Here is a 25681-nt window from a genome sequence, read left to right as displayed (position 1 = left end):
GCCGATTCGGAAAGGACTTATGAAGATGAATGAAAAGCAAGAAGAGATTTTGCGGGTTTCGAAGAAATTATTTTCTCAAAAAGGCTATATGAGTGTCTCCATGCAGTCAATTGCCGATGCCTGTAAAATATCAAAAGCGTCTATTTATAAGCTGTTTGATTCAAAGGAAGCTCTTCTATTAGAACTGATTAAATACAATCAGTGCAAAATGAGAGAGATTTCTCAGATCATTCATTCAGAAACGACGCTGTCCAAAAAGGAAAAATTCACAAAGAAGATCAAGCTTGAGCTTGAAGAGTTTAAAGAGAATCATAAATTTTTGAATATGCTGTCCTTTGAAGCTTTTTCACAGCATTCGCCCATTGTGATTAAGCATTTACGTGAGACACGCTCCATTATCATGCAGCGGCACAGAGACATTATTTTAAGCACATATGGTGAATCTGTTGCGCCTTACGTCTGGGATCTTGTCATTGTCCTCAACGGATTAATGAGAGAATTCATTTTAATGCTGGCGATTGAGCGCAAGAACATCCAATTAGAAAATGCCGCCGAAATGATTATCGGCGTGATGGACCGTGTGTCGAAAAAGCCTTGCTCTATTGAGCCTGTGCTAACAGATCAGCTGATGGACTCTTATTTGCTTTCCACACAGGACGAATACGATGAAGAAAAGCTTGTCATCTCGTACTTAACGAAGATTAAACAAGAGCTTCACACACTGGTAAACGGGGAAGAAAAGGACGATTTCCTCTCTGCGTTTGAACTGCTAAGTGAAGAATTATCAAAGGACCAACCGAGAACCTTTTTAATCAGCTCACTACTCGATTATTTAGGCAAAAATAGCATTTTATCACAAAACGTGTCACAGCTGAAAAGCATCATCTTATAGATAAAGAAGGGATAACATGAACCAATCTACAACATCGTATAATCGATCTGTGATTGTGGGGATTTTCCTCGTTGGGGCATTCGTGGCGATTTTAAACCAAACGCTGCTCATACCAGCGATCCCACATATCATGGAGGAATTCAATATTGATGTCAGCAAAGGACAGTGGCTCACCACAGCCTTTATGCTGACAAACGGGATTCTCATCCCGATCACGGCTTTCTTAATCGAGAAATTTTCAAGCCGTTCTTTAGTTTTAACAGCGCTTAGCATCTTTACAGCCGGTACCATTCTTGCGTCATTTGCAACGAATTTCCCTGTATTACTTGCAGCGCGTATTGTGCAGGCAGCTGGCGCAGGGATTTTAATGCCGCTGATGCAAACGATCTTTTTAACCATTTTCCCGAAAGAAAAGCGCGGGCAGGCAATGGGCATGGTCGGACTTGTCATATCTTTCGCACCAGCTCTTGGACCGACACTTGGCGGCTGGATTGTTGATTCCTTCAGCTGGAAGTTCTTGTTCTATATTGTTCTGCCAATCGGTATCATTGATCTCATTCTTGCTTTCTTCTTAATGAAAAATGTAACGCAGCAAAGAGAGACACGTATTGATGTTTTATCTGTCATCTTGTCGTCCTTCGGTTTCGGCGGACTGCTTTACGGATTTTCTAGTGTTGGCACATACGGCTGGACAAGTGCCACTGTCCTCATTTCGTTGATTGTCGGCGCTGTGAGCTTGTTCTTCTTTATTCTGCGCCAGTCGAATTTGACAAGACCGATGCTTGAATTTGGTGTCTTTAAGTTTGCCATCTTTAGCTTAACGACCTTCCTTGGGATGCTTGTCTTTGCCTTATTGATTGGGACAGAGACGATTCTGCCGCTCTATACGCAGAATGTCAGAGGGTTGTCTGCTCTTGATACAGGACTGATCTTATTGCCTGGTGCTCTCTTTATGGGGCTCCTCTCACCGATTATTGGACGGATTTTTGATAAAGTCGGCGGAAAAGGGCTGGCTTTAGGCGGGTTTACGATACTTACCGTGACGACCTTGCCATTTATGCTGCTCACCCTTGATTCATCCATCGCCCTCATTACGGTCGCTTACACGCTTCGCTTAATCGGGGTTGGGATGATCATGATGCCGCTGACAACAGCAGGTATTAACTCTTTACCACCTCATTTGATCCCGCATGGGACAGCGATGAATAACACGATGAGACAAATGGGCGGTTCCATTGGGACAGCAGTGCTTGTCTCCATCATGAGCAGCTCTGCTGCAAATGCAGAATTGGCCAGCCCATTAAAATCAGCCGTTCATGGAATGAATACGTCATTCTTCATTTCTGGTCTGATTGCGGTCATTGGGCTTGTCCTCTCCTTTTTCTTAAAGGAAAAACGCAATAATAAAGTGATGAAGCAGGAGCTATCTTCCTCCTCATCTTCTTCATAAGAAAAAGAGCTCGGCATATTGCCGGCTCTTTTTTCATATACTCACGCTATACCGTCCTCTCAGAAAATACATTTGTATTTCTAGTGAAGAAAAACCTTGATAATTTGAAGAAAAGAGTTGATAATAGGAACTATTCAATTTGTGAGAAAATTTTTACTATAGGAGATGTATGCATTGAAGGTCGTTAAATTTGGTGGCAGTTCACTTGCATCTGGCAAGCAGCTGCAAAAGGTATTTGACATTGTAACAGCAGATCCAGCTCGAAAAGTAGTCGTTGTTTCCGCACCAGGAAAACGGCATTCAACGGATACGAAGGTCACCGATCTATTAATTAGCTGTGGTGAGTCATATTTACGTTTCGGCGAAGCACACGATTTACAGGAAGCCGTCATCAAGCGGTATGCCTCGATTGCGGATGAACTCGGGTTAAGTCATAACGTGATTGACACCATCCGGCAAGATCTAGATACCCTCTTACAGGCAGATACGTCTCATCCTGAGCGATATCTTGATGCCATCAAAGCTAGCGGTGAAGACAATAACGCAAAACTCATTGCCGCCTATTTCCGCTATCAAGGTGTCGAAGCTCACTATGTGAATCCAAAGGAAGCTGGTTTATTTGTGAGCGATGAGCCTGGTCAAGCGCAAGTTTTACCGGAGTCATATGATCATTTGTATAAATTAAGAGAGCGCTCTGGCATCATCATATTCCCTGGCTTTTTTGGCTTTAGTCTATCGGGAGACATTGTCACCTTTTCTCGCAGCGGCTCCGATATTACCGGTTCCATTTTGGCAAACGGTTTGAAGGCAGATGTGTATGAAAACTTTACAGATGTGGATGCTGTCTACGCTGTCAATCCAACGATCGTTCATGAGCCGAAGGAGATTACAGAGCTAACGTACCGGGAAATGCGCGAGCTGTCCTATGCTGGTTTTTCTGTGTTCCATGATGAAGCACTCATTCCGGCCTTCCGTGCAGGCATTCCTGTGCAGATTAAAAACACCAATAATCCCTCGGCAAAAGGCACAAAAATTGTGAACCAGCGGGATCATACAAATGGACCCGTTGTCGGAATCGCTTCAGACAGCGGATTTTGCAGCATTTATATTAGCAAATATTTGATGAACCGAGAAGTCGGATTTGGGCGTAAGGTGCTGCAAACGTTAGAGGAATATGGGCTTACGTATGAGCACGTCCCTTCTGGCATTGATGATATGAACATTATTTTAAGGCAGGATCAGCTGGAGGAGCAGCATATTGAACAAGAGCTACTCGATCGCTTAAAGCTCGTGCTTGATGCAGATGAGGTCGTGTTAGAGCCGAATCTCTCCCTCATTATGATTGTAGGAGAGGCGATGCGTCACAATGTTGGCACCACCGCAAGAGCAGCAAAGGCGCTGTCAAAAGCGAAGGTCAATATTGAAATGATCAATCAAGGATCTTCAGAGGTCAGCATGATGTTTGGCGTCAAAGCGGCTCAAGAAAAAGAAGCCGTTCAAGCGTTGTATGAGGAATTTTTCTCTATGTCTACCGTCCCGGTCTCTCTTTAATCAGCAGGCTGTCAGATCTCAGGGTCGGCAGTCTTTTTTGTTCTCACCTGATTCACATGGATTTGCGCATTAAAATGTATCTATTTCTCGTTTGATTTTGTATGATAGAGACAAACCAACTATTGTTCCGGCCTATGATCGGAGCTACAAGGAGTCCTAAAACAATGCCTCGTCAACAACTATTAAAACAGTTTCGCAATTTTCATGATGCTTCTACGAGTATTCTAAATATGATGAGTCAATTCACTGATGTGAATACACTGTTTATTGCTAAAAACGATCAAACCACCAATCAGATTGTCAAGGTGCTAAATCATGACGAGCAGCTTCTTGAAGAAGGAGAAGAAATTCCTTACGAGAAGACATTTTGCAAGCTGGCGGTTGATCATCAGGATACGCTTGTGATCCCTGATATATCATTGGATGATCGTTCTAAATACTTAGAAGTTACGAAACGTCTTCAAGGCGGATCATTCATCGGCGTGCCGATTGATTTTACAGATGGTACGAACTACGGAACGATTTGCGGGCTTGATTTAAGACCGCAGCAATTCACAGAAGAGCATGTGCATATGTTTGAAACGATGGCTTCTCTATTAAGCTACGTCCTCGAACTAGACCGTGCCAACCGGCAGATTCAGCAATTATCTGTACCGATCGTCCCAGTTGTTGACGGTGTCGCCGTGCTTCCTCTACTTGGTGATATCGAGGAGACACGTGCTCAGCATATATTAGAAACCATTTTACAGGAAAGCTATAGGCTGTCGCTCTCTCATTTGGTCATTGATGTATCGGGAACAAAACGCCTGAATGAACAGAGCATTCAATATCTGGTCAGCTATGCACAAACGCTGAGACTTTTAGGGATTTCGGCTGTTTTAACAGGGATTAAACAAGACCTTGCTTTAAGTGCGATTCAATCGAATATTTCATTTAAAGACATCACCATTCGGAAAGACTTGCCGCAGGCACTTGCTCATATTGGCTTGACGTTTACCAAAATGGATTAAGAAATGATATATACAAAAAGGGCTAAAATGATGTTTATTTTAGCCCTTTTTCTTCTTTTTCAATCATGCCAACAGCTGCAAATAAGAAGAATCGTTTCCGTCTTCAATAACTTGTACAATCTTCTGTGCATGTGAATCGTCAGTGACACTGTTTAATTTTTGCATGATGTCTTCTTTCGATAATGCATGGCCTGGTGCGCCCCGCGGAATATCGACTCGTTCGCTAATGATGGTGCCATCAGATAAGGTAAGCTTCACAATCGTAAAGCGACCTTTTGGGACTGCGTCTGGATGGGGTTCTATCGTTTGATCATATCCTCTGCTCACCCGCTTCATCCATGTGCGCATGTGTGATGGAATGGATTTTTTCGTAAAGTGATCCAGCGTGAGCGTCTGTCCAAACACGGCAAGTGCGATCACGTATTCGGCACTGAATCGTCCTTCTTCTCCAGTCGAAGGTGCCCGCTCAATAAGCGCTGCATCTCCGCCAGGCGGGAATAGGACCTCTACTTGTTTCACCTGCTCCGGTAAGAAAGGATGCTCTTTCATTAAGGATTGGATCGCATCGGCTGCATGATGCGCAGCTGAACAGAACGGGTATACTTTGAACCACAGCCCCGGCGAGACAATACGCCACGCTATACCATACCCCTCTAGTAAACGACTTTCCGCACGCTCCTGATCTCCATAGAGAGAAAAGAAACCAAGCGTGCCATCAAGAACCGTTTCATTCCCGCCGAAACCTGAACAAGCTAAATCCATAGACCAGACAGCTGTTTTAGCCGCTAAGCCGGCTTGTAATGGCTTCATATCAGAGCCGAACTGCTTTCGCATTCCGGCCGATTGCGCTCCAGCAAAGCCGATTGCCTTCGTCAGCTCTTCCTGCGAGACTTGTTTTAAATATCCAATGGCACATACTGCCGCAATGGCTCCAAGGGTTCCGGTATTATGCCAGCCCCGCTCATAATGCGCCTTGCCGATGGATTCGCCAAGCCTTGCCATCACTTCAACACCTGTGATGTAGGCTGCTAAAAATCGATCGCCAAACCCTTTGCCGTCTGATAGCTGTGATAGCAATGCTGGAATGATGACTGCACTTGGGTGTCCTCTCACATCTGAATGCACATCATCATAATCAAGGGCATGGATCAGGTAGCCGTTCAGCATGGCTGCGGATTGACGGCTGACCTTCTTCCCTTGTCCAATGACAGGAATTTGAGCTGCTCCGCCTTCTTGTTCCACCAGTGCCATGAGCTTTTGAATTCCTTCATCCTCTTTCGCAGCAAGCGCTGCTGCCGCAGCATCTAACAAACCATTTCGAGCCATTTCTACCGCCCTCTGGTCTTGAAGTGGATGAGCAGACAGTACAGCCTCTGCCAGTTGTTTTGTTAGTTCCATGATCGTGACTCCAATGCCCGAACAGCAAGCTCAGCAAAGAAGGCAGCGGCAACAGGAAGTGCGCCTTCATTTAATGTAAAGGCAGGGTGATGCCATTCCTCGGTACCGCTTGTCCCCATCCATACGAAAAAGCCTGGAATGTGTTCTTGATAAAGGGCAAAATCTTCTCCGCCCGGTGACTGCTCTGCCTGAACTACTGTGAGATCCAGTGCACTTGCCGTTTCTTCGACCACCTTTGTCAAACGATCGTCATTCAACACAGAAGGCAAATACGGATGCCATTTCACTTCACCTTTCGCCCCAAATCCCTCGGCAATCCCACTCACGATTTGTTTCATAAGCTCTGGAATCATCGCTCTTACTTCAGGCTCAAACGTCCGAACGGTTCCTTCCATCTCAACACGATCAGGAATCACATTCCATGAAGTACCACCTTGAATGCGTGTGATACTGACAACTGCATGATGCAATGAGCTGATGCGGCGGCTAACGATTTGCTGAAGAGCACTTGTGATCTGCCCGCTGATGGCAATCGGGTCCACCGTATGATTCGGAATACCGGCATGACCACCCGTTCCTTTTATATTGATTTCAAACCGGTCTACACTTGCCATCAACGCTTTTTCTCTAATGCCTATAGTGCCAACTGGCAGGTCAGGTTTGTTGTGCATACCAAAAATCGCATCCACTCCATCTAAAACGCCTGCCTCTATGACATGTTTCGCTCCTTGCGCGACTTCCTCAGCCGGCTGGAACAAAATGCGGACCGTTCCTTTGATCTCGTGTTTCCGTTCTTTTAATAAAAGAGCCGCTCCAAAGATAGAAGCTGTATGGAAATCATGACCACAAGCATGCATTTTCCCCGGTACCTTTGAAGAAAATGGTTCGCCAGATGCTTCTTCAATCGGAAGTGCATCAATATCGGCTCTCAGGGCAATTGTTGGTCCCTCTTGTTCTCCTTTGATTTCACAGACAACACCTGTTTGAAGAGCTGGAAAATCGAGTACGGTGATCCCTTCTTCTTTTAACCAGCTGCGCAGTTTTTTAGTCGTTTCATGTTCTTCAAATGCCAGCTCTGGATGCTCATGAAGCGCTCGGCGAATGTTAATTAAACGTTTGTTTAATGCTTCATTTCCTATTGATTTCACTGATACTCACCCCTCTAAAGAGTAAAAAGCAGCTTATGCTTCTTCAGCCGCTGCTTCTTTTTGGATAAATCGTTTTGTCCGTTCATTCTTCGTTTCATCAAATAGCTCAGTTGGTGTGCCCTGTTCAATAATATGACCATCCGCCATGAAAATCACATGGTCTGCCACTTCTCTTGCAAACGCCATTTCATGTGTGACGATGATCATCGTTGTTTCTTGAATCGCAATGGATTTAATGACTTGAAGCACACCTGAGACAAGCTCTGGATCAAGTGCTGACGTTGGTTCATCGAGTAGAATCGCATGTGGATCAACCGCTAATGCGCGGGCAATCCCAATTCGCTGCTGCTGTCCGCCAGATAACGTGACTGGATAGCTGTCAGCCTTTTGCTCTAACCCTACCTGCTTCAGCAGCTTCATTCCAATCTCATTTGCCTGCTGCTTCGTCATTTTTTTCGTCACAAGCAGTGATTCTGTGATGTTTTGCAGTGCTGTCTTGTTTTTAAATAGATTATAGTTTTGAAACACCATGGCCGTTTGTTGACGCAGGTGATGGGCTTCTTTTCGTGTATATTTAGACGCATCGAGCTTCGCATCGCCAATTTCAATCGTGCCTTCATCTGGTATTTCTAATAAATTTAAGCAGCGCAGCAAGGTGGATTTACCGGAGCCAGAAGGTCCGATAATGGCCACAACCTGCCCTTTTTGCACGTCGAGATTGATTCCGTCTAAGACGACAAGTTCGCCGAATGATTTCTTCAAATTGCTGAGCTTGATCATGTCCACACCTCCTTAATTCCGGTAAGGTTTGCTGATTTTTCGTTCAAATAGGTCTTGAAGGAAGCTATAAATGATGGTCATCACCCAATACACAATCCCTACGGCTAAATAGGTTTCAAAGTATTTATAGTTCGCCGATGCAATCATCTTCCCTTGTGCAAACATTTCTGCCACACCAATCGTAAAGGCAAGAGATGTTTCTTTTAAAAGACCGATAAAGGTATTCCCCGTCGCTGGAATCGCATTTCTAATTGCCTGCGGGAAAATAATTCTGACGTAAGACTGCCATCTTGTCATGCCGACAGATAGACAAGCTTCCAGTTGCCCTTCATCTACAGAATTGAGGGCCGCTCTGAAAATTTCTGCTAAGTATGCTGAGTTTTTAATACTTAATCCGATAATGACCGCTGTTAGGGCATCCATTGAGGTCATCGCAGGGAATAGCTGCGGAAGACCAAAATAAATGAGAAAGAGCTGAACCAAGGTTGGAACCGCTCTGAAAAAAGAAATATACAGCTTGGCAAATTGGTATAAAACAGGTATCCGGTTTTTCGTAATGAGCGCGAATACCACACCAATGATAATGGCAAATACCATGGAGACAATCGCCATGAAGATCGTTATCGGCAAGTATTGGATCAATGTCGGAAAAACGGTCACCATATACTGCCAATCAATTTTGTTCATGTCTGCTCTTCACCGCCGCTGTCGTTATTTTTTAATTGGCACTGTGACATCGTCTTTGAAATACTTCTCAGACAATTTCTTAAGTGTCCCGTCTTCTCTTAATTCTTTAATCGCTTTGTTAAATTCTTCTCTTAGCTTGTCATGCTTTTTATCTTTGGCAAATGGGTAGCCTACTTCTTCATACACAATTGGGTTGCCAACGATTTTGAGTGGCAGACCTGTTTTTTCAATTTGAGCAAGTAATACACTGCGTCCGTTGACATAAGCATCTACGCGGCCATTTGCCACTTCATTTAAGACACCGTCTTGCGTTTCATATGTTTTAATATTGATTTTTTTGTCCGGGTCTTTGCTTTCTAAGTTTTTGGCGTGGTTAGAGCCAAGAACCGCCGCCACTGTTTTTCCTTTTAAATCATCAAGACCTTTGATGTCGTTGTTGTCCTTTTTCACGATGATTTGTGTTCCTGCATAAGCGTACGTATCAGTGAAATTAAACGTTTGTTTACGCTCATCTGTGACTGCGACTTGGTTTGACACTGTATCCAGCTTACCAGATGTCAGCTGTCCCATGAGTCCGCTGAATTCACTCAGCTGCCAGTCTAGTTTGTAGCCGAGCTTTTTCGCAACCGCTTCAGTTACTTCGACATCGAAGCCAACAAGCTTACCATTGTCTTTATAGGCAAACGGATAGCTTTGTCCTGTGGCACCTACCTTTAATACTTTTTCATCTTTGCCTTCACCCTGATCGCCCCCGCCGCAAGCTGCTAAAACTGCCAGCATTGCTGCAAATAGAACGACTAGCCACTTTTTGTTTTTCATGTTCGTATACCCTTCTTTCCTTTTATGGTTGTGTGATATCTGATCTTAGTTGTTTTTTAAAATAAACCGTGATGTGCCCCTTGCCTAAATCCTTTTCTCCTGCTCTGACGTAGCCTTTGCGCTCATACATGTCGATGAGCCACGGATGCTTATCAGCTGTACCTAGAGATACGTATGGCACCTTCAAGGTATCCCTTAACACTTCGGTTTCCACCCATTCCAGCAAGACAGAGCCTGTCCCTTTTTTGGCGGATGGTTCTGAGGCAAACCACCAAATATGAGGGACGCCGAACGGGCCTGGCTGTTCTCCCCAAGGCATACGGAGCGACAAGGTGGATAGAAGCTCTCCGTTTTCTTCCATCACATAGCAAAGATTCTTTTGTACATTTTTCTGAACGAGAGCAAAATCAGCATGTGCTGCTTGGAACTGGATGCCGAGCTCACGAATTGGCTCATAGGCTCTTGTTGTCAGTTCAAGCAGTGCCTCTATATCTGCCTCTGTTGCCAGACGAAACGTGTATCCCAACGTTAGTCACCTCACCCTTATGTCGTGTAGCGATTTTTTGGCTCAGTTAATCCTAGATTTTCTCGTAAAGTTTGTCCTGTATATTCTGTTTTGAATAAGCCTCTTTCCTGAAGGATTGGGACGACGCGGTCTACGAACATATCCAGCCCTTCTGGCAATAGCGGCGGCATGACGTTAAAGCCGTCTGCTGCTTCTTCATTGATCCATGTCTCCATCACATCTGCGAGCTGCTGCGGTGTACCTATGAAAATATTATGACCACGAGAGCCGGCAACCGATTGATAGAGCTGGCGAATGGTCAGGTGATCCTTTCTCGCCATATTCATCACGAGATCAAAACGGCTTTTTACCGCATTTGACGTGCTTGGATCAATCTCTGGAAGCGGTCCGTCTAAAGGATACTGAGACAGATCAATCCCACCTAAGTAGTTTTGCAGAATGCTCAGCCCAATCTCAGGAACAATCAGCTCCTGTAATTCTTCATATTTCGCTTTGGCTTCTTCCTCTGTATCAGCAATAATCGGGAAGATGCCCGGCATGATGCTGACGTCCTCTCTAGCACGACCAGCAGCCTCTACTTTCTCCTTTAAGCTTTGATAAAATTCCTTCGCTTTTTTGAGATCGTTTTGTGCTGTGAAAATGAGTTCAGCTGTTTTTGCTGCAAGCTTTTGACCATCTTCGGATGATCCTGCTTGAATGATCACTGGCTGCCCTTGAGGCATGCGTGATACATTGAGAGGACCTCGTACTGAGAAGAACTCTCCTTTATGCTGGAGCTCATGAAGCTTACTAGATTCAAAGAATTCTCCCGTTTCCTTGTTTCTGACAAGGGCGTCTTCCTCCCAAGAATCCCAAAGACCTTTCACGACCTCGACGAACTCTTCTGCTCGCTCGTATCGTTTATGGTGGGCTAAATGCTCTTCTCCGCTAAAGTTTTTCGCTGTTTCTTCAATAGAAGATGTGACCACATTCCATGCCGCTCTTCCGCCTGATAAATGATCAAGGGAAGCAAACTGTCTTGCAATATGGAAAGGCTCACTGTATGTAGTGGATGCTGTTGCTGCTAAACCAATTGATGAAGTAGATTCAGCAATGGACGAAAGCAGGGTAAGCGGTTCAAATCTCGTCAGTACATTCGGATGAGAGGTCTGATTAATGGATAAGCTGTCGGCTAAAAAGAGTAAATCTAGCTTTCCTTCCTCTGCTTTTTTCGCTAATTGTTTAAAATAATCCAGGTTCATGGCTGCATCTGATACGGCATTCGGATGTCTCCAAGAGGCAACATGATGTCCAGTTCCTGCGATGAATACGCCTAGCTTGAGCTTCCTTTTCGGCTGTGACACTTGTTCTTCATCCTTTCTATATCCTGATGTATCAAACTGAAGTCCTCGTAAGATACATTTTTCTGATTGAATTAATCGGTTTTATCAATAAAAAAAGGGCAAATGTTGCGAAAAATGAAAAATAATTATTACTATATGCCCTTTTTACAGGATTGTCAACCGCCTTCTGAACCTCCAAAATTAGGGATTTCACCCGTTTATCACGGTGTATCGATTTCAATATTCCCAATGAGCCGATCTGTAGTATGTGTCATCAATTGGCTGCGTTCCAGCATGTTATGGGCGATCACGGAATGAGTGGAAGATATGGTGCGGACGGCAATCGCTTTTTGAGGAGATAAATTAATGATGTTATTCCGCAGCACACGGGCTGAGGCGGCTTGATCGATAAAGATCGCCGTCGGCTGTCCGATCGAACGATTTAAATAAAAGCGGTTATCTCCGATTTGTGGTGAACCGTTCTTAATATACATCACGACATATAAAGATGATTCTTCAAAGGAATTGTCTTTGATTTCTAATGGACCCGTCGTGCTGCTGTATACGGCGTAGTTTTGGTAGTGCTTAAAGCGATTTTGCCAAATGAAAGCCTTTGCATTTCCAGTGACACTGATCGTATACGAAGACCCTAGCTCTGGGTGTCCTTCTTGAATAAAGAGGTTGCCGTTAACTCCAGCTTCTCCTTCCTGCACCCAGATCCCTCTGCTGAAATCTTTAAATTGATTGTGCTGGATCAGGATATTCGTTCCTCTCACCATCGCTCCATCAATCACCGAGTAAATCGTATTGTTTGAAAAGACGACGCTATCCGACTGATAGATACGCAGCGCTGCGCTTCTTTGCCCTATATTCGTCCCCGATTCAATATGATTTCCTTCTATTAGAATACGGTTCGCCATATAAACGGACAAAGCCGCATCTTCAAATAGACTGATCTTATTCCCTGTAATGTGAACACTATCGCCCCTCACATCAATCCCTTTTTCAAATCCCTCAATCATATTGCCAATAATGATCACATTGTTTTCCGTTTGACCAAAAGAGACTCCTAAGCTCGTAATCCCAGCTTTTGTGACGCCTCCTCCTACTGCACGGATCAAATTGTTGGCAATGATGGTTTCGGTGGCAAAGCCATAGGAGATACTGCTGTCTGTGTGATTGCCTTCAATGATGACACCATAGCCGTTGAAGTTATAAATGGAGCTTGCGGCACCACCTCTTACAATGTTGTTTCGAATTTGAATATTCAGTGGTTCCTCCATATTAACCGCATTTTCTCCGTAGCCTTCAATATCAATGCCCATTCTCGGCTCGACTCCGTCAACTCCTGCTCTCTCCAGCAGGCAGTCCTCCACAATGACTCCATCACAGCCTGTAATCGAGATATTGTTTCGTCTTGAATCTGTGATGTGGCAGCCAGAAATGTGAATAGATGAAGCAGGCGAGTACGATTCAGCTTGTGATAATAAACCGTGGGGACTGACAATGATGCCGTCTCCCGTACAATTCTTGATTTGTACACGATTCACTTCCACATCAGAGGCCCCTTCAATACATATCCCAAAGCCCCATTCATGGGTTTTTCGTTCAGGGGGAAGCGACTTGTACACATGCTCATGGCGATCCCCTTCGATTCGCCCACCCCGGATGGTCACATGCTGAACCTTTCCTATATAAAAGGCCGCATACCCCCACGAATCATTTGGCCTCACCTTAATGACGGCATCCGGCGCCATCTCAATGGTCATATGACTTGGCACACGTATACCCGCACCCCGAAAAGGAAAAAATTGATCACCTCTGTACACAGCATCGATGACATACGTGCCGCTCGGCAGCCAGATATGGGAATACCCCTGCGCTTTCGTCCATTCTAAGCATTCATTGAGCCTCGCTGTACAGTCCGTTTTCCCATCCGCCACTACACCAAAATCTTGAACATTGACAACAGGTTTTTTTAGATCAGATTCATTCAATTCCCCCAATCTAAACCCCTCCTTTTCACACATGTCCTCTTGTCATCCTATGCATGTGTAAAAGTTTTGCTTGTACAATCCTTCAAATTTTAAATAAATTCTCCCAATATAACTTTCTGACCATTCTTACTTGAAAGAATTTTTCGTTTTTTGAGTCTTTACGCCTATTTAACTAACATTTTCCTGTTTTAGAATAGTTTTATATTGACACAAGAACTATACAAGAATATCATTTTTCTCATATCTCTTTTTTTAAGAAAGGATCTATGCCATGTCAACAATTGACCACGATAAAATTGTTAAAAGTGTTCCTCAAAAAGGTTTTTTTGGACATCCTAAAGGACTTTACACACTGTTTTTCACTGAATTTTGGGAGCGTTTCTCTTATTACGGCATGCGTGCACTGCTTATTTACTATATGTACACAGAGGTGACAAAGGGCGGTCTTGGTTTTGATCAGACGACAGCCAATTCGATCATGTCTGTCTACGGTGCGCTTGTCTATATGTCAGGCATTATTGGCGGATGGCTCGCCGACCGAGTATTCGGTTCGTCCAGTACGGTCTTTTATGGCGGGGTTTTCATTATGCTTGGACATGTCATTTTGGCTTTGCCAAGCGGTGCAACAGCGCTCTTTATTAGTATGGGGCTGATTATTATTGGGACAGGTCTTCTGAAGCCGAATGTTTCAAACATTGTTGGCGACTTGTATTCCAAAACAGACCCACGCAGGGATTCTGGCTTTAGTATTTTCTACATGGGGATCAACATGGGCGGTTTTATTGCCCCATTAATTGTCGGAACACTCGGTCAAAAAGTGAACTTCCACCTCGGATTCTCACTTGCTGCCGTTGGGATGCTTGTTGGTCTGATTACATTTGTGATCACGAAAAAACCGAATCTTGGTCTTGCCGGTACTTATGTAACAAATCCGTTATCAGCTACTGAACGCAAGAACTTCAAAATTTTCGGAACATTAATTGCCATTGTGCTCGCTGTTTTTGTCGTCATTGGCATTCAAACAGGCGCACTCACGATTAATCTATTCACTTGGTTTGTCAGTGTCCTTGGTGTGCTCATTCCGATTGTGTATTTCATCGTCATGTATTTCAGTAAAAAGACGAGCCCAGTGGAGCAATCCAGGGTTCTCGCTTATATTCCCTTGTTCCTTGCTGCGGTGATGTTCTGGGCGATTCAAGAACAAGGCTCAAACATTCTAGCCACATATGCAGATCAACGAACAAACTTGAATTTCCTTGGGATGACACTTGCCTCTTCGTGGTTTCAATCATTGAACCCAATCTTTATTGTGCTGCTGTCTCCTGTGTTTGCTTGGTTGTGGATTAGACTTGGAAAGAAACAGCCGTCTACCCCGATTAAGTTCTCACTTGGCCTTCTGTTTGCAGGATTATCCTTTATCATTATGATTATTCCTGCTTACATGTCTGGTCCGAATACACTTGTGAGTCCATTATGGCTCGTTCTGAGCTTCTTCCTCGTCGTGATCGGAGAGCTCTGCTTATCACCTGTTGGGCTGTCAGCGACAACAAAGCTTGCACCTGCTGCCTTCTCAGCGCAAACAATGAGCCTTTGGTTCCTTTCAAATGCGATGGCACAGGCGATCAATGCCCAAGTGGTCAAACTGTTTGATAAAGTGCCAGAAACCGTCTATTTCGGTATCATTGGATTGCTCGCCATCGTTTTATGCGGTGTGATGCTGCTCTTAACACCAGTGATTAAGAAAGCGATGAAAGGTATTCATTAAATAAAAAAAGAAGCCTCCCCATTGGGTTGGCTTCTTTTTTCTAGTTTAAAACCGGATCTCATCATCTCCATGAATTTGCAGCTTAAGCGGTTCACTTTTCGCCTGATGCTTTTTCACATAGCGGTGATAGACGACATACCCAATGATCATGAGAGGGACGCCGACATATAACCCGATGCGCTGCTCCTGATCAAAGGCAAGGCTGACCAAAACAATGGTGTTGAGTGTGATCGCAATAATCGGCAGCACCGGATAAAGAGGGGTTTTAAATTTTAAGTTTTCCAGCTTTCCACCTGCTTTAAGATATCTTCTGCGGAAAAGCATTTGTGATAAGGTAATGGTGATCCAGCCAGTCTGGGCACTCATGCCGGCAATGGACACGATCCAGGCAAAAACTGTTTTCTCTGCAAAGAACCCGGATAATAGCGAAATCCCTGTAAACAGGAACGTGAGCAGTAAGGCATTCATCGGAATACCGCGCTGATTCACGCGTCTAAATGCTTTTCCTGCCATTCCTTCTTTCGATAAGGAATAGAGCATTCTCGTCGATGCGTACAAGCCAGAGTTGGCAACAGATAATAAAGCGATGATAATGACAAAGTTCATGATATCTGCCGCAAAAGGAATGCCCGTTCTCTCAAATACAGTAACAAACGGACTTTGCAGCACACTCGCTTCCTTCCAAGGCACCATACCCGCTAAGACGAAAATAGATAGGACGAAAAAGACGAGTGTACGCCAAACAGTCTGATGAATTGAGCGAGGAACGGTTTTCTCAGGGTTTTCACTTTCTCCTGCCGCAATCCCGATCAGCTCTGTTCCTTGGAATGAAAAATTCACGGTGATCATCGTGACCACAACGGCAAGCAATCCATTTGGAAACAGCCCATCACTCACAAAATGACTGAAGTAAGGGGCAGGTTCACCGCTCGTTGTTTCAATAAAACCAAACATCGCCGCTCCGCCTACACCTATAAAAAGTAAAATCGCAATAATTTTAATGGTTGAAAAGAAAAACTCCGACTCCCCGAACGCTTTCGCCGACCGGGCGTTTAATAAGAAAAGACACAGTCCAAATATGAGACACCAAATCCACACATCCACTTGCGGAAGCCAGCGCCTCATCAGCTGTCCTGCTGATAAAAATTCTAGGGCGACCGTTGCTGCCCAGCCAAGCCAATAAATCCAGCCAACCGCAAAACCCGCTGCAGGGCTGACAAATTTCGTCGCATACGTATGAAAAGACCCCGACACAGGAAGTGCGACCGACAGCTCTCCAAGACACAGCATGGTTAAATACATAATCAATCCGCCCACAATATAAGAAAGAACGGCTCCAACTGGCCCTGCTTGTCCAATCGTATAGCCCGTTCCTAAGAAAAAGCCTGTCCCAATGACACCGCCAAGTGAAATCATAAATAAATGGCGGGAGGTCATCGCCCTTTTCAATTGCTCAGGCTGATTTTGTCCAACATCCACAATGATGCCCTCCTTCTTCTAAGATGATAACTTATCAAAACATGTCTCCATGTGATTCATTCCATTTTCAAAACAACCTACTAATTATACATCTTTTATAATAAATATGCTTCCTTCTATGGTCACTGTCTCAAAGTCTTTATTTTAATAATGTTCGCACAAATAAAAGATGAAAGGCTTTGTAGACGTGAGAGGTTTGAAAGAAACGGGTTGCGGGCATAAAGTTGGTGAGATTCGCTCAAGCTAGTTTCAAATGCTTTACTTTTAGGTTGCTTCTCTGTAAGATCATATGTTGTAAATACCAACAAGAAAAGTGGGGAATAAAATGAAAAAAATGTTCTTTGCCATTATGTTAGGCGCTTGTGTTGCATTGATCACGGCATGTGGATCTGGTGCAAGCGACAACGCGAATAAACAATCTGGGTCTAAGGAATCAGGTGACCTTTGGAAATCCATTCAGGATAAAGGTGTTCTGACGATCGGAACAGAGGGAACTTATGCTCCTTTCACATTCCATGACAAAAAGACAGATAAATTAACTGGCTACGATGTAGAAGTCATCACAGAAGTAGCAAAACGTCTTGACTTAAAACCTGAATTCAAAGAAACACAATGGGACAGCATGTTTGCTGGACTGAATTCAAAACGTTTTGACGTGGTAGCGAACCAAGTTGGTAAAACTGGACGTGAAAATCAATACGAGTTCTCTGATAAATACACAACGTCTCAAGCCATTGTTGTGACAAAATCAGATAACAACGACATCAAGAAACTATCTGATGTAAAAGGCAAAAAAGCAGCACAATCATTAACAAGTAACTACAATAAACTAGCTACAGATGCTGGTGCTAAAATTGAAGGCGTTGAAGGTCTTGCACAATCGATTCAATTGATTCAGCAAGGACGTGCTGATCTGACGTTCAATGACAAGCTGGCTGTATTGAATTACTTGAAAACAAGCGGGAACAAAAACCTAAAAGTTGCATTTGAAACAGGAGATCCTCAAGAAACTTACTTTGCGTTCAGAAAAGGCAGCGGCGAAGTCGTTGACAAAGTGAATGGCGCATTAAAAGAAATGAAAAAAGACGGTACACTTGCTAAGATTTCTAAGAAATGGTTTGGTGAAGATGTTACAAAGTAATACCCTAGGAGTCGTCATTCCTTGGGATCTTCTTCAGCAATCTTTTTGGCCAATGGTGATGCAGGGGATTTATTACACAATCCCCCTCGCCATCATTGCTTTTATTATTGGTATTTTTATCGCGCTTGTGACAGCACTTGCTAGAATGTCTAAAATCAAAGCCCTCAGATGGATTTTTTCCATCTATGTGTCGGCCGTTCGCGGAACGCCGCTTTTTGTGCAATTGTTTATTATTTTCTATTTCTTTCCGACATTTAATATCACACTGGATCCATATCCAAGTGCCATTATCGCTTTTTCATTAAACGTAGGTGCGTATGCATCGGAAATTATCCGTGCATCCGTCCTATCTGTTCCTAAAGGACAATGGGAAGCTGGTTATTCAATTGGGATGACGCATCGTAAAACGCTCGTCCGCGTGATTTTACCGCAGGCTGTGCGTGTATCGATTCCACCGCTATCTAATTCATTCATTAGCTTGGTGAAGGATACATCTCTTGCCTCCCAAATCCTCGTAGCAGAGCTTTTCCGTAAATCACAGGAAATTGCTGCGGCGAACTTGGATCAGATCTTGTTCATTTATATGGAGGCAGCCCTGATCTATTGGGTATTCTGCTTCATTCTATCGCTCGTTCAGCATCAAATTGAAAAACGACTTGATCGATATGTCGCAAGGTAAGGAGGGAACGACATGCTAACAGTCAAAGGTCTCAAAAAATCCTTTGGTGAAAATGAGATTTTAAAGTCAATAGATTTTACGATCAACAAAGGGCAGGTTGTAGCCATTCTTGGTCCATCAGGTTCAGGAAAAACAACGATGCTTCGCTGTTTAAATGCACTTGAAACACCAAATGGCGGCTCCTTTACCTTCGATGATTTCTCGATTGATTTTTCGAAAAAAAATAAATCAGCTGATCTACTGAAGCTTCGCCGGAAATCGGGAATGGTGTTTCAAGATTATCACCTGTTTCCACACCGCACCGTGCTTGAAAATGTGATGGAAGGTCCTGTTCAGGTGCAGCGCCGTCCAAAGGAAATGGTTCGAAAAGAAGCCATCCAGCTCTTGCAAAAGGTCGGTCTGGAAGATAAAAAGGATCTGTATCCATTCCAGCTCTCAGGCGGTCAAAAGCAGCGTGTCGGGATTGCCCGTGCACTTGCCATTCAGCCAGAGCTCATGCTTTTTGATGAGCCCACCTCTGCACTTGACCCTGAGCTTGTCGGGGAAGTCTTGAAGGTCATGAAGGATTTAGCGAAAGAAGGCTGGACCATGGCAGTTGTCACACATGAAATCAAGTTTGCCCAAGAAGTGGCAGACGAAGTGATTTTTATTGATGGCGGCGTCATCGTCGAACAAGGTCCTCCAGAGGAAATCTTCAAACGACCAAAGGAAGAACGAACAAAACAATTCTTAAACCGGATTTTGAATCCAGTATGATGAAAAAAGGCTGTTCTCACGTGATGAGAACAGCCTTTTTTTATATTTCCTTTTGCAGGCGAAGCGCCAGTAAATCTTGCAGGAGCAGTCTCGCTCCCTCTGGACTGATAACGACTCCACCCGATAGCACTTTGTTGGAGCCTGTCACTTCCCCTGTGACGATACAAGGTTTATCCTGCCAATACGGCTTCATGACAATTTGGTCTTCTTCTCGATAAATCTCCATAAAATCGCGCGGATGAATTTTCAACCGTTTTCTTATATCTGTCGGAAGAACAATTCTTCCAAAGTTATCTATATATCTTACATAGTCTTGATTTAACAAATTGACCCCCTCCTGCATCTCTAGATATAGGCGATTCCCTTTTTATCAAGGAATGAAGCGCTCTAATCGGTTAGTGAAAGGATAAGTTGCAGGCTGATCCAGTGGCTAAACACGCTTCCCATATATGATATATCTGTTTGGTGCAGGACCAATGAAAGAAAAAGGATAACATGTGGTGAGGATAAGTTCTTCCTTTTCCTGTTGCAATGTAATAATACTTTGATCATCTTTTTTCACAATCTTTGTTTTCTCAATTTCATAGGTAAATCGTCCATATGAAAGCTCAATGACGAGTTGATCCCCTTTCACCAGTTCTCCTGTTCGTCTAAACACAGTATCACGATGCCCAGATAAAACGATTTGTCCTTGTTCATTAGGTAAATAGCTTTCGTGATAATGACCAACGCCCTTTGCTAAATCCTCCGCTTCTGTTCCTTCTACAATTGGTAACTCAGCATTTAACTTTGGAATGTGCAAGAGCCCAATGATTTCACCAGCCTTCGGGACAAAAGGGGAATCTGTTTGCCCCTTTTGCTGGATGGCTGCTTGTGCAGACTGGAAAGATTGATCTACTTGCCTTTGCCCATCAACGATCCTCATATATCCTATCATCACAAGACAAATACCTGCTGTGATCAATAGAGTTGAGATGATTTTTTGAAACATGGACAATTATTCGTTTCTTTTTCTTCTTTTCCATACAATAAGGGAGGCACCTATTAGCACAAGTGCAAATCCTGCTAGTAAAAGGTTGTACATCGCTGTTGCAGTGTTCGGAAGATGATGACCAGGTGTATCCGGTTCTGAATGAGAAGGCTGTTCTGGATTCCCTGGCACCTCTGGCACATGCGGCGGTTCTACCGTTGTGGAGTTTTCAGGTTTGTCTGGTTCGTCCACATTCTCACCCTTCACAACTGCGATATTTTGAATGGTTTTACCTTCATATCCTTTAGCGATCTTCGCTTCAAAAGTAATCGTATGCCAGTCCGTATCTTTGATATCGCCAAATTGACCGGTTACTGTGCCTTTTGTGTAGTCTCCGTTGTCGTCATCTTTTGCATCTGTGACACCTTGTGCATCTACTTTTAATGACCCTTCGACATACTCAAGACCTTCTGGCAGTTGATCTGCGATGACTAGATCTTTGATGACACTATCTTCTACACTATTTTTTGTTTTGATGGTGTAAAGAAGGGTGTCGCCTACTTGAACTTGTTTTTCATCTGTATTACCTTTTGCTTTTTGAGAGATCTCAGATGTTTTTTCTGATTCAAGCTTTGGATCCTTTGGATCAATTTTTGTTTCGGTTGACGGCTCATCTGGCGGTGTGTTTTCGCCTGTTACTTTCGCTGTGTTTTGAATACTTTTACCTGATTGGCCTTTAGCGATCTTCGCTTCAAAAGTAACCGTATGCCAGTCCGTGTCTTTGATATCGCCAAATTGACCGGTTACTGTGCCTTTTGTGTAGTCTCCGTTGTCGTCATCTTTTGCATCTGTGACGGCTTGGTCATCTACTTTTAATGACCCTTCGACGTATTCAATACCTTCTGGCAGTTGATCTGTGATGACTAGATCTTTGATGACACTGTCTTCTACACTATTTTTTGCTTTGATGGTATAAAGAAGGGTGTCGCCTACTTGAACTTGTTTTTCATCTTTATTCCCTTCTGCTTTTTGAGAAATCTTAGATGTTTTTTCTGATTCAAGCTTTGGATCCTTTGGATCAATTTTTGTTTCGGTTGACGGCTCATCTGGTGGTGTGTTTTCGCCTGTTACTTTCGCTGTGTTTTGAATGCTTTTACCTGATTGGCCTTTAGCAACCTTCGCTTCAAAAGTAATCGTATGCCAGTCCGTGTCTTTGATATCGCCAAATTGACCAGTTACTGTGCCTTTTGTGTAGTCTCCGTTGTCGTCATCTTTTGCATCTGTGACGGCTTGATCATCTACTTTTAATGATCCTTCGACGTATTCAAGACCTTCTGGCAGTTGATCTGCGATGACTAAATTTTTAACGATGCTGTCTTCTTCAAGATTCTTTGTTTTGATCGTATAAAGAAGGGTATCTCCTACCTGAGGTGTCTTTTCATCTGTGTTACCTTCAGCTTTTTTCTGAATGCTTGCATCCTTTTCTGATGCTAGTTTTGGTTCACGAGGGTAAATTTCTGTTTTCGTTGTTGGATCATCTGGCGGCGTGTTTTCACCTGTTACTTCGGCTGTGTTTTGAATGTCTTGACCAGCCTGTCCCTTTTCAACTGTCACTTCAAACGTCACAGTGTGCCAGTCCGTGTCCTTCACATCGCCAAAATACCCCGTGACCTTTCCATCTGTGTAGTCACCGCTATCGTCATCTTTCACATCTGTGACGGATTCTCCATCAATCTCAAGAGAACCAGCGACATACTCCAACCCTTTTGGTAATTGATCTGAGATCACTAGATTTTCAACAAGACTGTCTTCTATCGTGTTCTTTGTTTTAATCGTATAAAGAAGGGTGTCCCCTACTTCTGGATGTTTCTCATCTTTGTTACCTTCTGCTTTTTTCTGCAAAACCGCTGATTTTTCTGATTCAAGCTTTGGATCACGCGGATAGATTTCTGTTTTTGTTGTTGGATCGTCTGGTGGTGTATTTTCACCTGTGACACTCGCTGTATTTTGAATGTCTTTACCAGACTGTCCTTTTTCAACCGTCACTTCAAACGTCACGGTATGCCAATCTGTATCCTGAATGTCACCGAATTGTCCTGATACGGTTCTGTTTGTGACATCCCCATTGTCTTGATCTTGCTCATCTGTCACCGCTTGTCCGTCTACTTCAAGTGAATTTGGCACATATGCTAATCCTTCTGGCAGTTCATCTGAGATCACTAAGTTTTTAACGAGACTGTCTTCTATCGTATTCTTTGTTTTAATCGTATAAAGAAGGGTATCACCGACCTCTGGATGCTTCTCATCTGTATTACCATCTGCTTTTTTCTGCAAGACGGCTGATTTTTCAGAAGTCAACTTCGGGTCACGAGGATAGATTTCTACATTCGTTGTCGGCTCGTCTGGCGGTGTGTTGCCGGTTGTGACACTCGCTGTATTTTGAATGTCTTTGCCTGCCTGACCTTTTTCAACTGTGACTTCAAATGTCACGGTATGCCATTTCGCATCTTTCACTTCACCGAACGTTCCAGTGACAGTTCCACCTGTCATATCACCGTTGTCGTCATCTTTTGTATCTGTAACTGGATTCCCATCTATCTGAAGAGAATTTGGTACATAAGATAATCCTTGAGGTAACTTGTCAGAAATCACAAGGTCTTCAATCACACTATCTTCAACAGCGTTACGGGCTTGAATGGTATACAGTAATGTGTCACCTACTTCTGGGTGCTTCTCATCTGTATTACCATCTGCTTTTTTCTGTAAGACCGCTGATTTTTCTGATTCAAGCTTTGGATCACGAGGATAAATTTCTATGTTTGTTGTTGGTTTGTCTGGCGGTGTGTTTTCCCCTTTGACATTGGCTGTATTTTGAATATCTTTGCCAGCTTGACCTTTTGCTACTTTCGCTTCAAATGTCACGGTGTGCCAATCGGTGTCTTTCACATCACCTATTTGACCTGTAACAGTACCGTTTGTAAAATCACCTTTGTCTTGGTCTTTTGCATCTGTTACGCCTGCGCCATCCACCTTAAGTGAGCCTGGCACATAGGCTAAGCTGCTCGGAAGATTATCTGATATGGTCAGATTTTTAAGAATACCGTATTGCACCGTATTTTTTGCTCTAATTGTATAAAGCAATGTGTCGCCTACTTCTGGATTCTTTTCATCTGTGTTGCCTTCTGCTTTTTTCTGTAAAGCAACCGATTTTTCTGATTCAAGGTTAGGTGGATATGGATCGAATTCGGGCTTCACACGTGAAGCTAAGTCGTAAGATAATGAATCACCTGCAGTGCCCATATATGTTGTACTTAATGTTTTCGCATCAAGTGTAAAAAGAGTAGAATGACCGATAGAGTCATCTTTTCCTGATTGTAATAGCATTTGTCCATTTGGCAAAAAGCTAATTCCTCGTACTCCTCCCTCAATAGGTTTACCATCTGCATTTGTGATTGGAATCACTCGAATGACTTCAGCTGTTTCAGGATTCATTTGCGCAATGGACCCACTGGTATTAGATGCGAACCAAAGATAGCCATCCTTATCGACTACAAGGTCTCCGCCAATGTCTCCGCCGATGCCAGGGCCAACGTCATAACCGGCAATTTTCTTGGCCGTTTTTTGACCAGTTGCTAAGTCGTACGTTGCAAGGTAGGGTTCTCCACCAACCGTATACGAATGAATATATTTACCGTTATAAACAACGGCATTAGGCGCTTTTCCGCCTAAAACACCTACACGCTCTGCTTGTCCAGTGGTCGCATTTATTTTATAAAGAACTGGCTCTCCACTTGCTGTCGTAGTTGCATACACTGTGTTTTCTTGATCATTCACAGCAACACCGTTCACTACAGACGAATTAATTCCCTTCACCTGTACACTAGCCTTTACGTTTGTTGGGTTTTGCCCATCAAGCTGATAAAGAACTAACTTCCCATTTCCAATCATGTAGGAATCTGTGTTATTGACAACCACCGTCCCAGCGGCTTTCGTAACAGGTGGTGAGACTGTTAATAAATTTCCAGCAATCAACACCAATATAAGAAATAATTGACTCGTTCTTTTTAATATATTCATTTTTTGACATCCCCTTTTCCCTGCTTTAATCATAATGGTATGTACCAGTTCACCTCCCACACTTTGGTAAAGAATATCAGTAAGATTTCAAAAGCCTCAACAGGACTAAATGACTATTTTCGACAAAAATAGACATTTTGAACTAAATACCTCCCGATGATTGATTTGCTTATGTTTTTCCAATAAAATAACCTTTTTCCATCCCGAAATTCCTCATCTATCTATTTTCCAAACAGGTCTTATGATGTGATTTACATACAATCCTTTCTATTTAAAGATAAATATTCTTTAATTGGGTGATGATTATTTTTTTGTCAGTATATATTGAATTTTTTTCATTTTATCTTAAAAAAAGGGAATGATTGGTTCACTTTGTTAAAAAAAACAAGTCGAAAGTCTTGCTCTTGTTTTGACCTTTTACGATGCGAAAAATTCTTTTTGTAAGTAAGCGATTACAATTGAGCAAAGCCATTTAAAGGGGCGTGGGAGTATGTTACGATTGAATTCGAGTGTTTAAGAAAGAAGGGAAAGCTTTTGAAGCGGGAACATCTTTTACGTTGGTTTTTTTATTTTGTTGGATTGATCGTACTAGCTTTTGGACTATCGCTGACAGTGAAAGGAAAGATTCTAGGCATTGGTCCTTGGGACGCTTTCCACTACGGACTGTTTCAGCACTTTGGACTCACGATTGGACAGTGGTCCATCATTATTGGTGCACTCATTGTGACACTAACATCTGTTTTTACGAAATCATTTCCAAAGATCGGCGCATTACTGAACATGGTGCTGATTGGTATGTTTATAGATTTCTTTAATGCGGTATTGCCTGCACCACATGGGTATTTACCCGCTTTATATGTGTTTATTACGGGCGTTGTGGTTTCAGGTTATGGTGTTGGCATTTATGTCTCAGCGAATCTTGGCGCCGGGCCAAGGGATTCATTAATGCTGCTCATCTCAGCGAAAACAGGATTGAACGTGCAGTGGGTGCGAAATGGCATTGAGCTAACAGTGCTTTTATTTGCATGGATGCTCGGCGGGCCGATTGGTGTTGGCACGATTCTGACGGCTATTTTTACAGGTCTCGTCCTTCGATTCTCCTTACCGCAATCGACACGGCTCCTGCAGCTGCTTATTACAAAAACAGCAGAGAAACCTGTTCAGACGCTTATCCGATAAGAACAAGCCATTCTACAAAAAGAATGGCTTTTCTTGTGTCAAAATAAATAAACAG

The 25681-nt window shown here is 43.3% G+C and carries 21 protein-coding genes; 9 read left to right on the top strand and 12 right to left on the bottom strand.

Going from position 1 to position 25681, the window contains the following annotated elements; translation table 11 throughout:
• Window positions 1-25: 25 nt before the first annotated feature.
• The 4 genes from NSS78_RS02170 (at window position 26) to NSS78_RS02155 (ending at window position 4903) form a co-directional block, all read left to right on the top strand.
• Window positions 26-892, top strand: coding sequence for a TetR/AcrR family transcriptional regulator (locus NSS78_RS02170; RefSeq protein WP_226804653.1), 867 nt, complete (start codon window positions 26-28; stop codon window positions 890-892).
• Between the two features lie 16 nt (window positions 893-908).
• Window positions 909-2342: an MDR family MFS transporter gene (locus NSS78_RS02165; RefSeq protein ID WP_050945497.1), complete on the top strand. Its 1434-nt coding sequence runs from the start codon at window positions 909-911 to the stop codon at window positions 2340-2342.
• Window positions 2343-2516: 174 nt separating this feature from the next.
• Window positions 2517-3893 carry an aspartate kinase gene (locus NSS78_RS02160; protein ID WP_212046370.1) on the top strand — a complete coding sequence of 459 codons (1377 nt, stop codon included), beginning with the start codon at window positions 2517-2519 and terminating at the stop codon, window positions 3891-3893.
• 164 nt (window positions 3894-4057) lie between these two features.
• Entirely contained in the window at window positions 4058-4903 is an 846-nt protein-coding gene (locus NSS78_RS02155) for a GAF domain-containing protein (RefSeq protein WP_003213998.1), read from the top strand.
• A 63-nt stretch (window positions 4904-4966) separates the two neighbouring features.
• On the opposite strand, the gene NSS78_RS02150 is transcribed toward NSS78_RS02155, so the two are convergent.
• From NSS78_RS02150 to NSS78_RS02115, 8 genes are all read right to left on the bottom strand, one after another.
• Window positions 4967-6301, bottom strand: a complete 1335-nt coding sequence (locus NSS78_RS02150; protein WP_212046369.1) for an MmgE/PrpD family protein — start codon at window positions 6299-6301, stop codon at window positions 4967-4969.
• Window positions 6292-7449, bottom strand: coding sequence for an amidohydrolase (locus NSS78_RS02145; protein WP_050945494.1), 1158 nt, complete (start codon window positions 7447-7449; stop codon window positions 6292-6294). Before NSS78_RS02145 ends, NSS78_RS02150 begins: the two co-directional genes overlap by 10 nt.
• 33 nt (window positions 7450-7482) lie before the next feature.
• On the bottom strand, window positions 7483-8229 hold the full coding sequence (locus tag NSS78_RS02140; RefSeq protein ID WP_003214010.1) for an amino acid ABC transporter ATP-binding protein: 747 nt from the start codon (window positions 8227-8229) through the stop codon (window positions 7483-7485).
• 12 nt (window positions 8230-8241) lie between these two features.
• Window positions 8242-8916, bottom strand: a complete 675-nt coding sequence (locus NSS78_RS02135) for an amino acid ABC transporter permease (protein WP_003214174.1) — start codon at window positions 8914-8916, stop codon at window positions 8242-8244.
• A gap of 24 nt (window positions 8917-8940) precedes the next feature.
• Complete coding sequence (locus NSS78_RS02130) at window positions 8941-9735, bottom strand: amino acid ABC transporter substrate-binding protein (RefSeq protein WP_212046368.1); 795 nt, start codon at window positions 9733-9735, stop codon at window positions 8941-8943.
• A 22-nt stretch (window positions 9736-9757) separates the two neighbouring features.
• Window positions 9758-10261 carry a GNAT family N-acetyltransferase gene (locus NSS78_RS02125; RefSeq protein WP_003214146.1) on the bottom strand — a complete coding sequence of 168 codons (504 nt, stop codon included), beginning with the start codon at window positions 10259-10261 and terminating at the stop codon, window positions 9758-9760.
• Between the two features lie 17 nt (window positions 10262-10278).
• A complete protein-coding gene (locus NSS78_RS02120; RefSeq protein ID WP_212046367.1) occupies window positions 10279-11604 on the bottom strand; it encodes an LLM class flavin-dependent oxidoreductase in 1326 nt (441 codons plus the stop codon).
• A gap of 200 nt (window positions 11605-11804) precedes the next feature.
• Window positions 11805-13589, bottom strand: a complete 1785-nt coding sequence (locus NSS78_RS02115) for a right-handed parallel beta-helix repeat-containing protein (protein ID WP_212046366.1) — start codon at window positions 13587-13589, stop codon at window positions 11805-11807.
• A 262-nt stretch (window positions 13590-13851) separates the two neighbouring features.
• Here NSS78_RS02115 and NSS78_RS02110 point away from each other — a divergent pair, with 262 nt between their 5' ends.
• Window positions 13852-15345 carry a peptide MFS transporter gene (locus NSS78_RS02110; RefSeq protein WP_044140493.1) on the top strand — a complete coding sequence of 498 codons (1494 nt, stop codon included), beginning with the start codon at window positions 13852-13854 and terminating at the stop codon, window positions 15343-15345.
• Window positions 15346-15390: 45 nt separating this feature from the next.
• On the opposite strand, the gene NSS78_RS02105 is transcribed toward NSS78_RS02110, so the two are convergent.
• A complete protein-coding gene (locus tag NSS78_RS02105) occupies window positions 15391-16782 on the bottom strand; it encodes an amino acid permease (RefSeq protein ID WP_226805314.1) in 1392 nt (463 codons plus the stop codon).
• Window positions 16783-17149: 367 nt separating this feature from the next.
• On the opposite strand from NSS78_RS02105, the gene tcyA reads away from it, so the two are divergent.
• Genes tcyA through NSS78_RS02090 form a run of 3 tightly spaced genes read left to right on the top strand, consistent with a single transcriptional unit; the run spans window position 17150 to window position 19400 of the window.
• Window positions 17150-17965: a cystine ABC transporter substrate-binding lipoprotein TcyA gene (gene tcyA / locus NSS78_RS02100; protein ID WP_003213831.1), complete on the top strand. Its 816-nt coding sequence runs from the start codon at window positions 17150-17152 to the stop codon at window positions 17963-17965.
• Complete coding sequence (locus tag NSS78_RS02095; RefSeq protein WP_034325166.1) at window positions 17952-18644, top strand: amino acid ABC transporter permease; 693 nt, start codon at window positions 17952-17954, stop codon at window positions 18642-18644. The genes tcyA and NSS78_RS02095 overlap by 14 nt, the downstream gene beginning before the upstream one ends.
• A gap of 12 nt (window positions 18645-18656) precedes the next feature.
• A complete protein-coding gene (locus NSS78_RS02090) occupies window positions 18657-19400 on the top strand; it encodes an amino acid ABC transporter ATP-binding protein (RefSeq protein ID WP_050945488.1) in 744 nt (247 codons plus the stop codon).
• 40 nt (window positions 19401-19440) lie between these two features.
• Here the strand turns inward: NSS78_RS02090 and NSS78_RS02085 are convergent, their stop codons facing one another.
• The 3 genes from NSS78_RS02085 to NSS78_RS02075 all read right to left on the bottom strand — a co-directional run bounded on the left by NSS78_RS02085 (window position 19441) and on the right by NSS78_RS02075 (window position 24447).
• Window positions 19441-19725, bottom strand: coding sequence for an AbrB/MazE/SpoVT family DNA-binding domain-containing protein (locus NSS78_RS02085; RefSeq protein ID WP_050945487.1), 285 nt, complete (start codon window positions 19723-19725; stop codon window positions 19441-19443).
• 105 nt (window positions 19726-19830) lie between these two features.
• On the bottom strand, window positions 19831-20391 hold the full coding sequence (locus tag NSS78_RS02080) for a class D sortase (protein ID WP_212046401.1): 561 nt from the start codon (window positions 20389-20391) through the stop codon (window positions 19831-19833).
• Window positions 20392-20397: 6 nt separating this feature from the next.
• A complete protein-coding gene (locus tag NSS78_RS02075; RefSeq protein ID WP_309216119.1) occupies window positions 20398-24447 on the bottom strand; it encodes an isopeptide-forming domain-containing fimbrial protein in 4050 nt (1349 codons plus the stop codon).
• Between the two features lie 534 nt (window positions 24448-24981).
• On the opposite strand from NSS78_RS02075, the gene NSS78_RS02070 reads away from it, so the two are divergent.
• Window positions 24982-25626 (top strand): YitT family protein, encoded by a 645-nt coding sequence (locus NSS78_RS02070; protein ID WP_044140485.1) that lies wholly within the window; start codon window positions 24982-24984, stop codon window positions 25624-25626.
• The last annotated feature ends 55 nt before the right edge of the window (window positions 25627-25681 follow it).

The sequence above is a fragment of the Bacillus sp. FSL W8-0920 genome (assembly GCF_038593215.1).
Lineage (GTDB): Bacteria > Bacillota > Bacilli > Bacillales > Bacillaceae > Bacillus > Bacillus pumilus.
The sequence above is the reverse complement of the archived record's forward strand: the minus strand, read 5'-3'. Positions and strand labels throughout refer to the sequence as shown.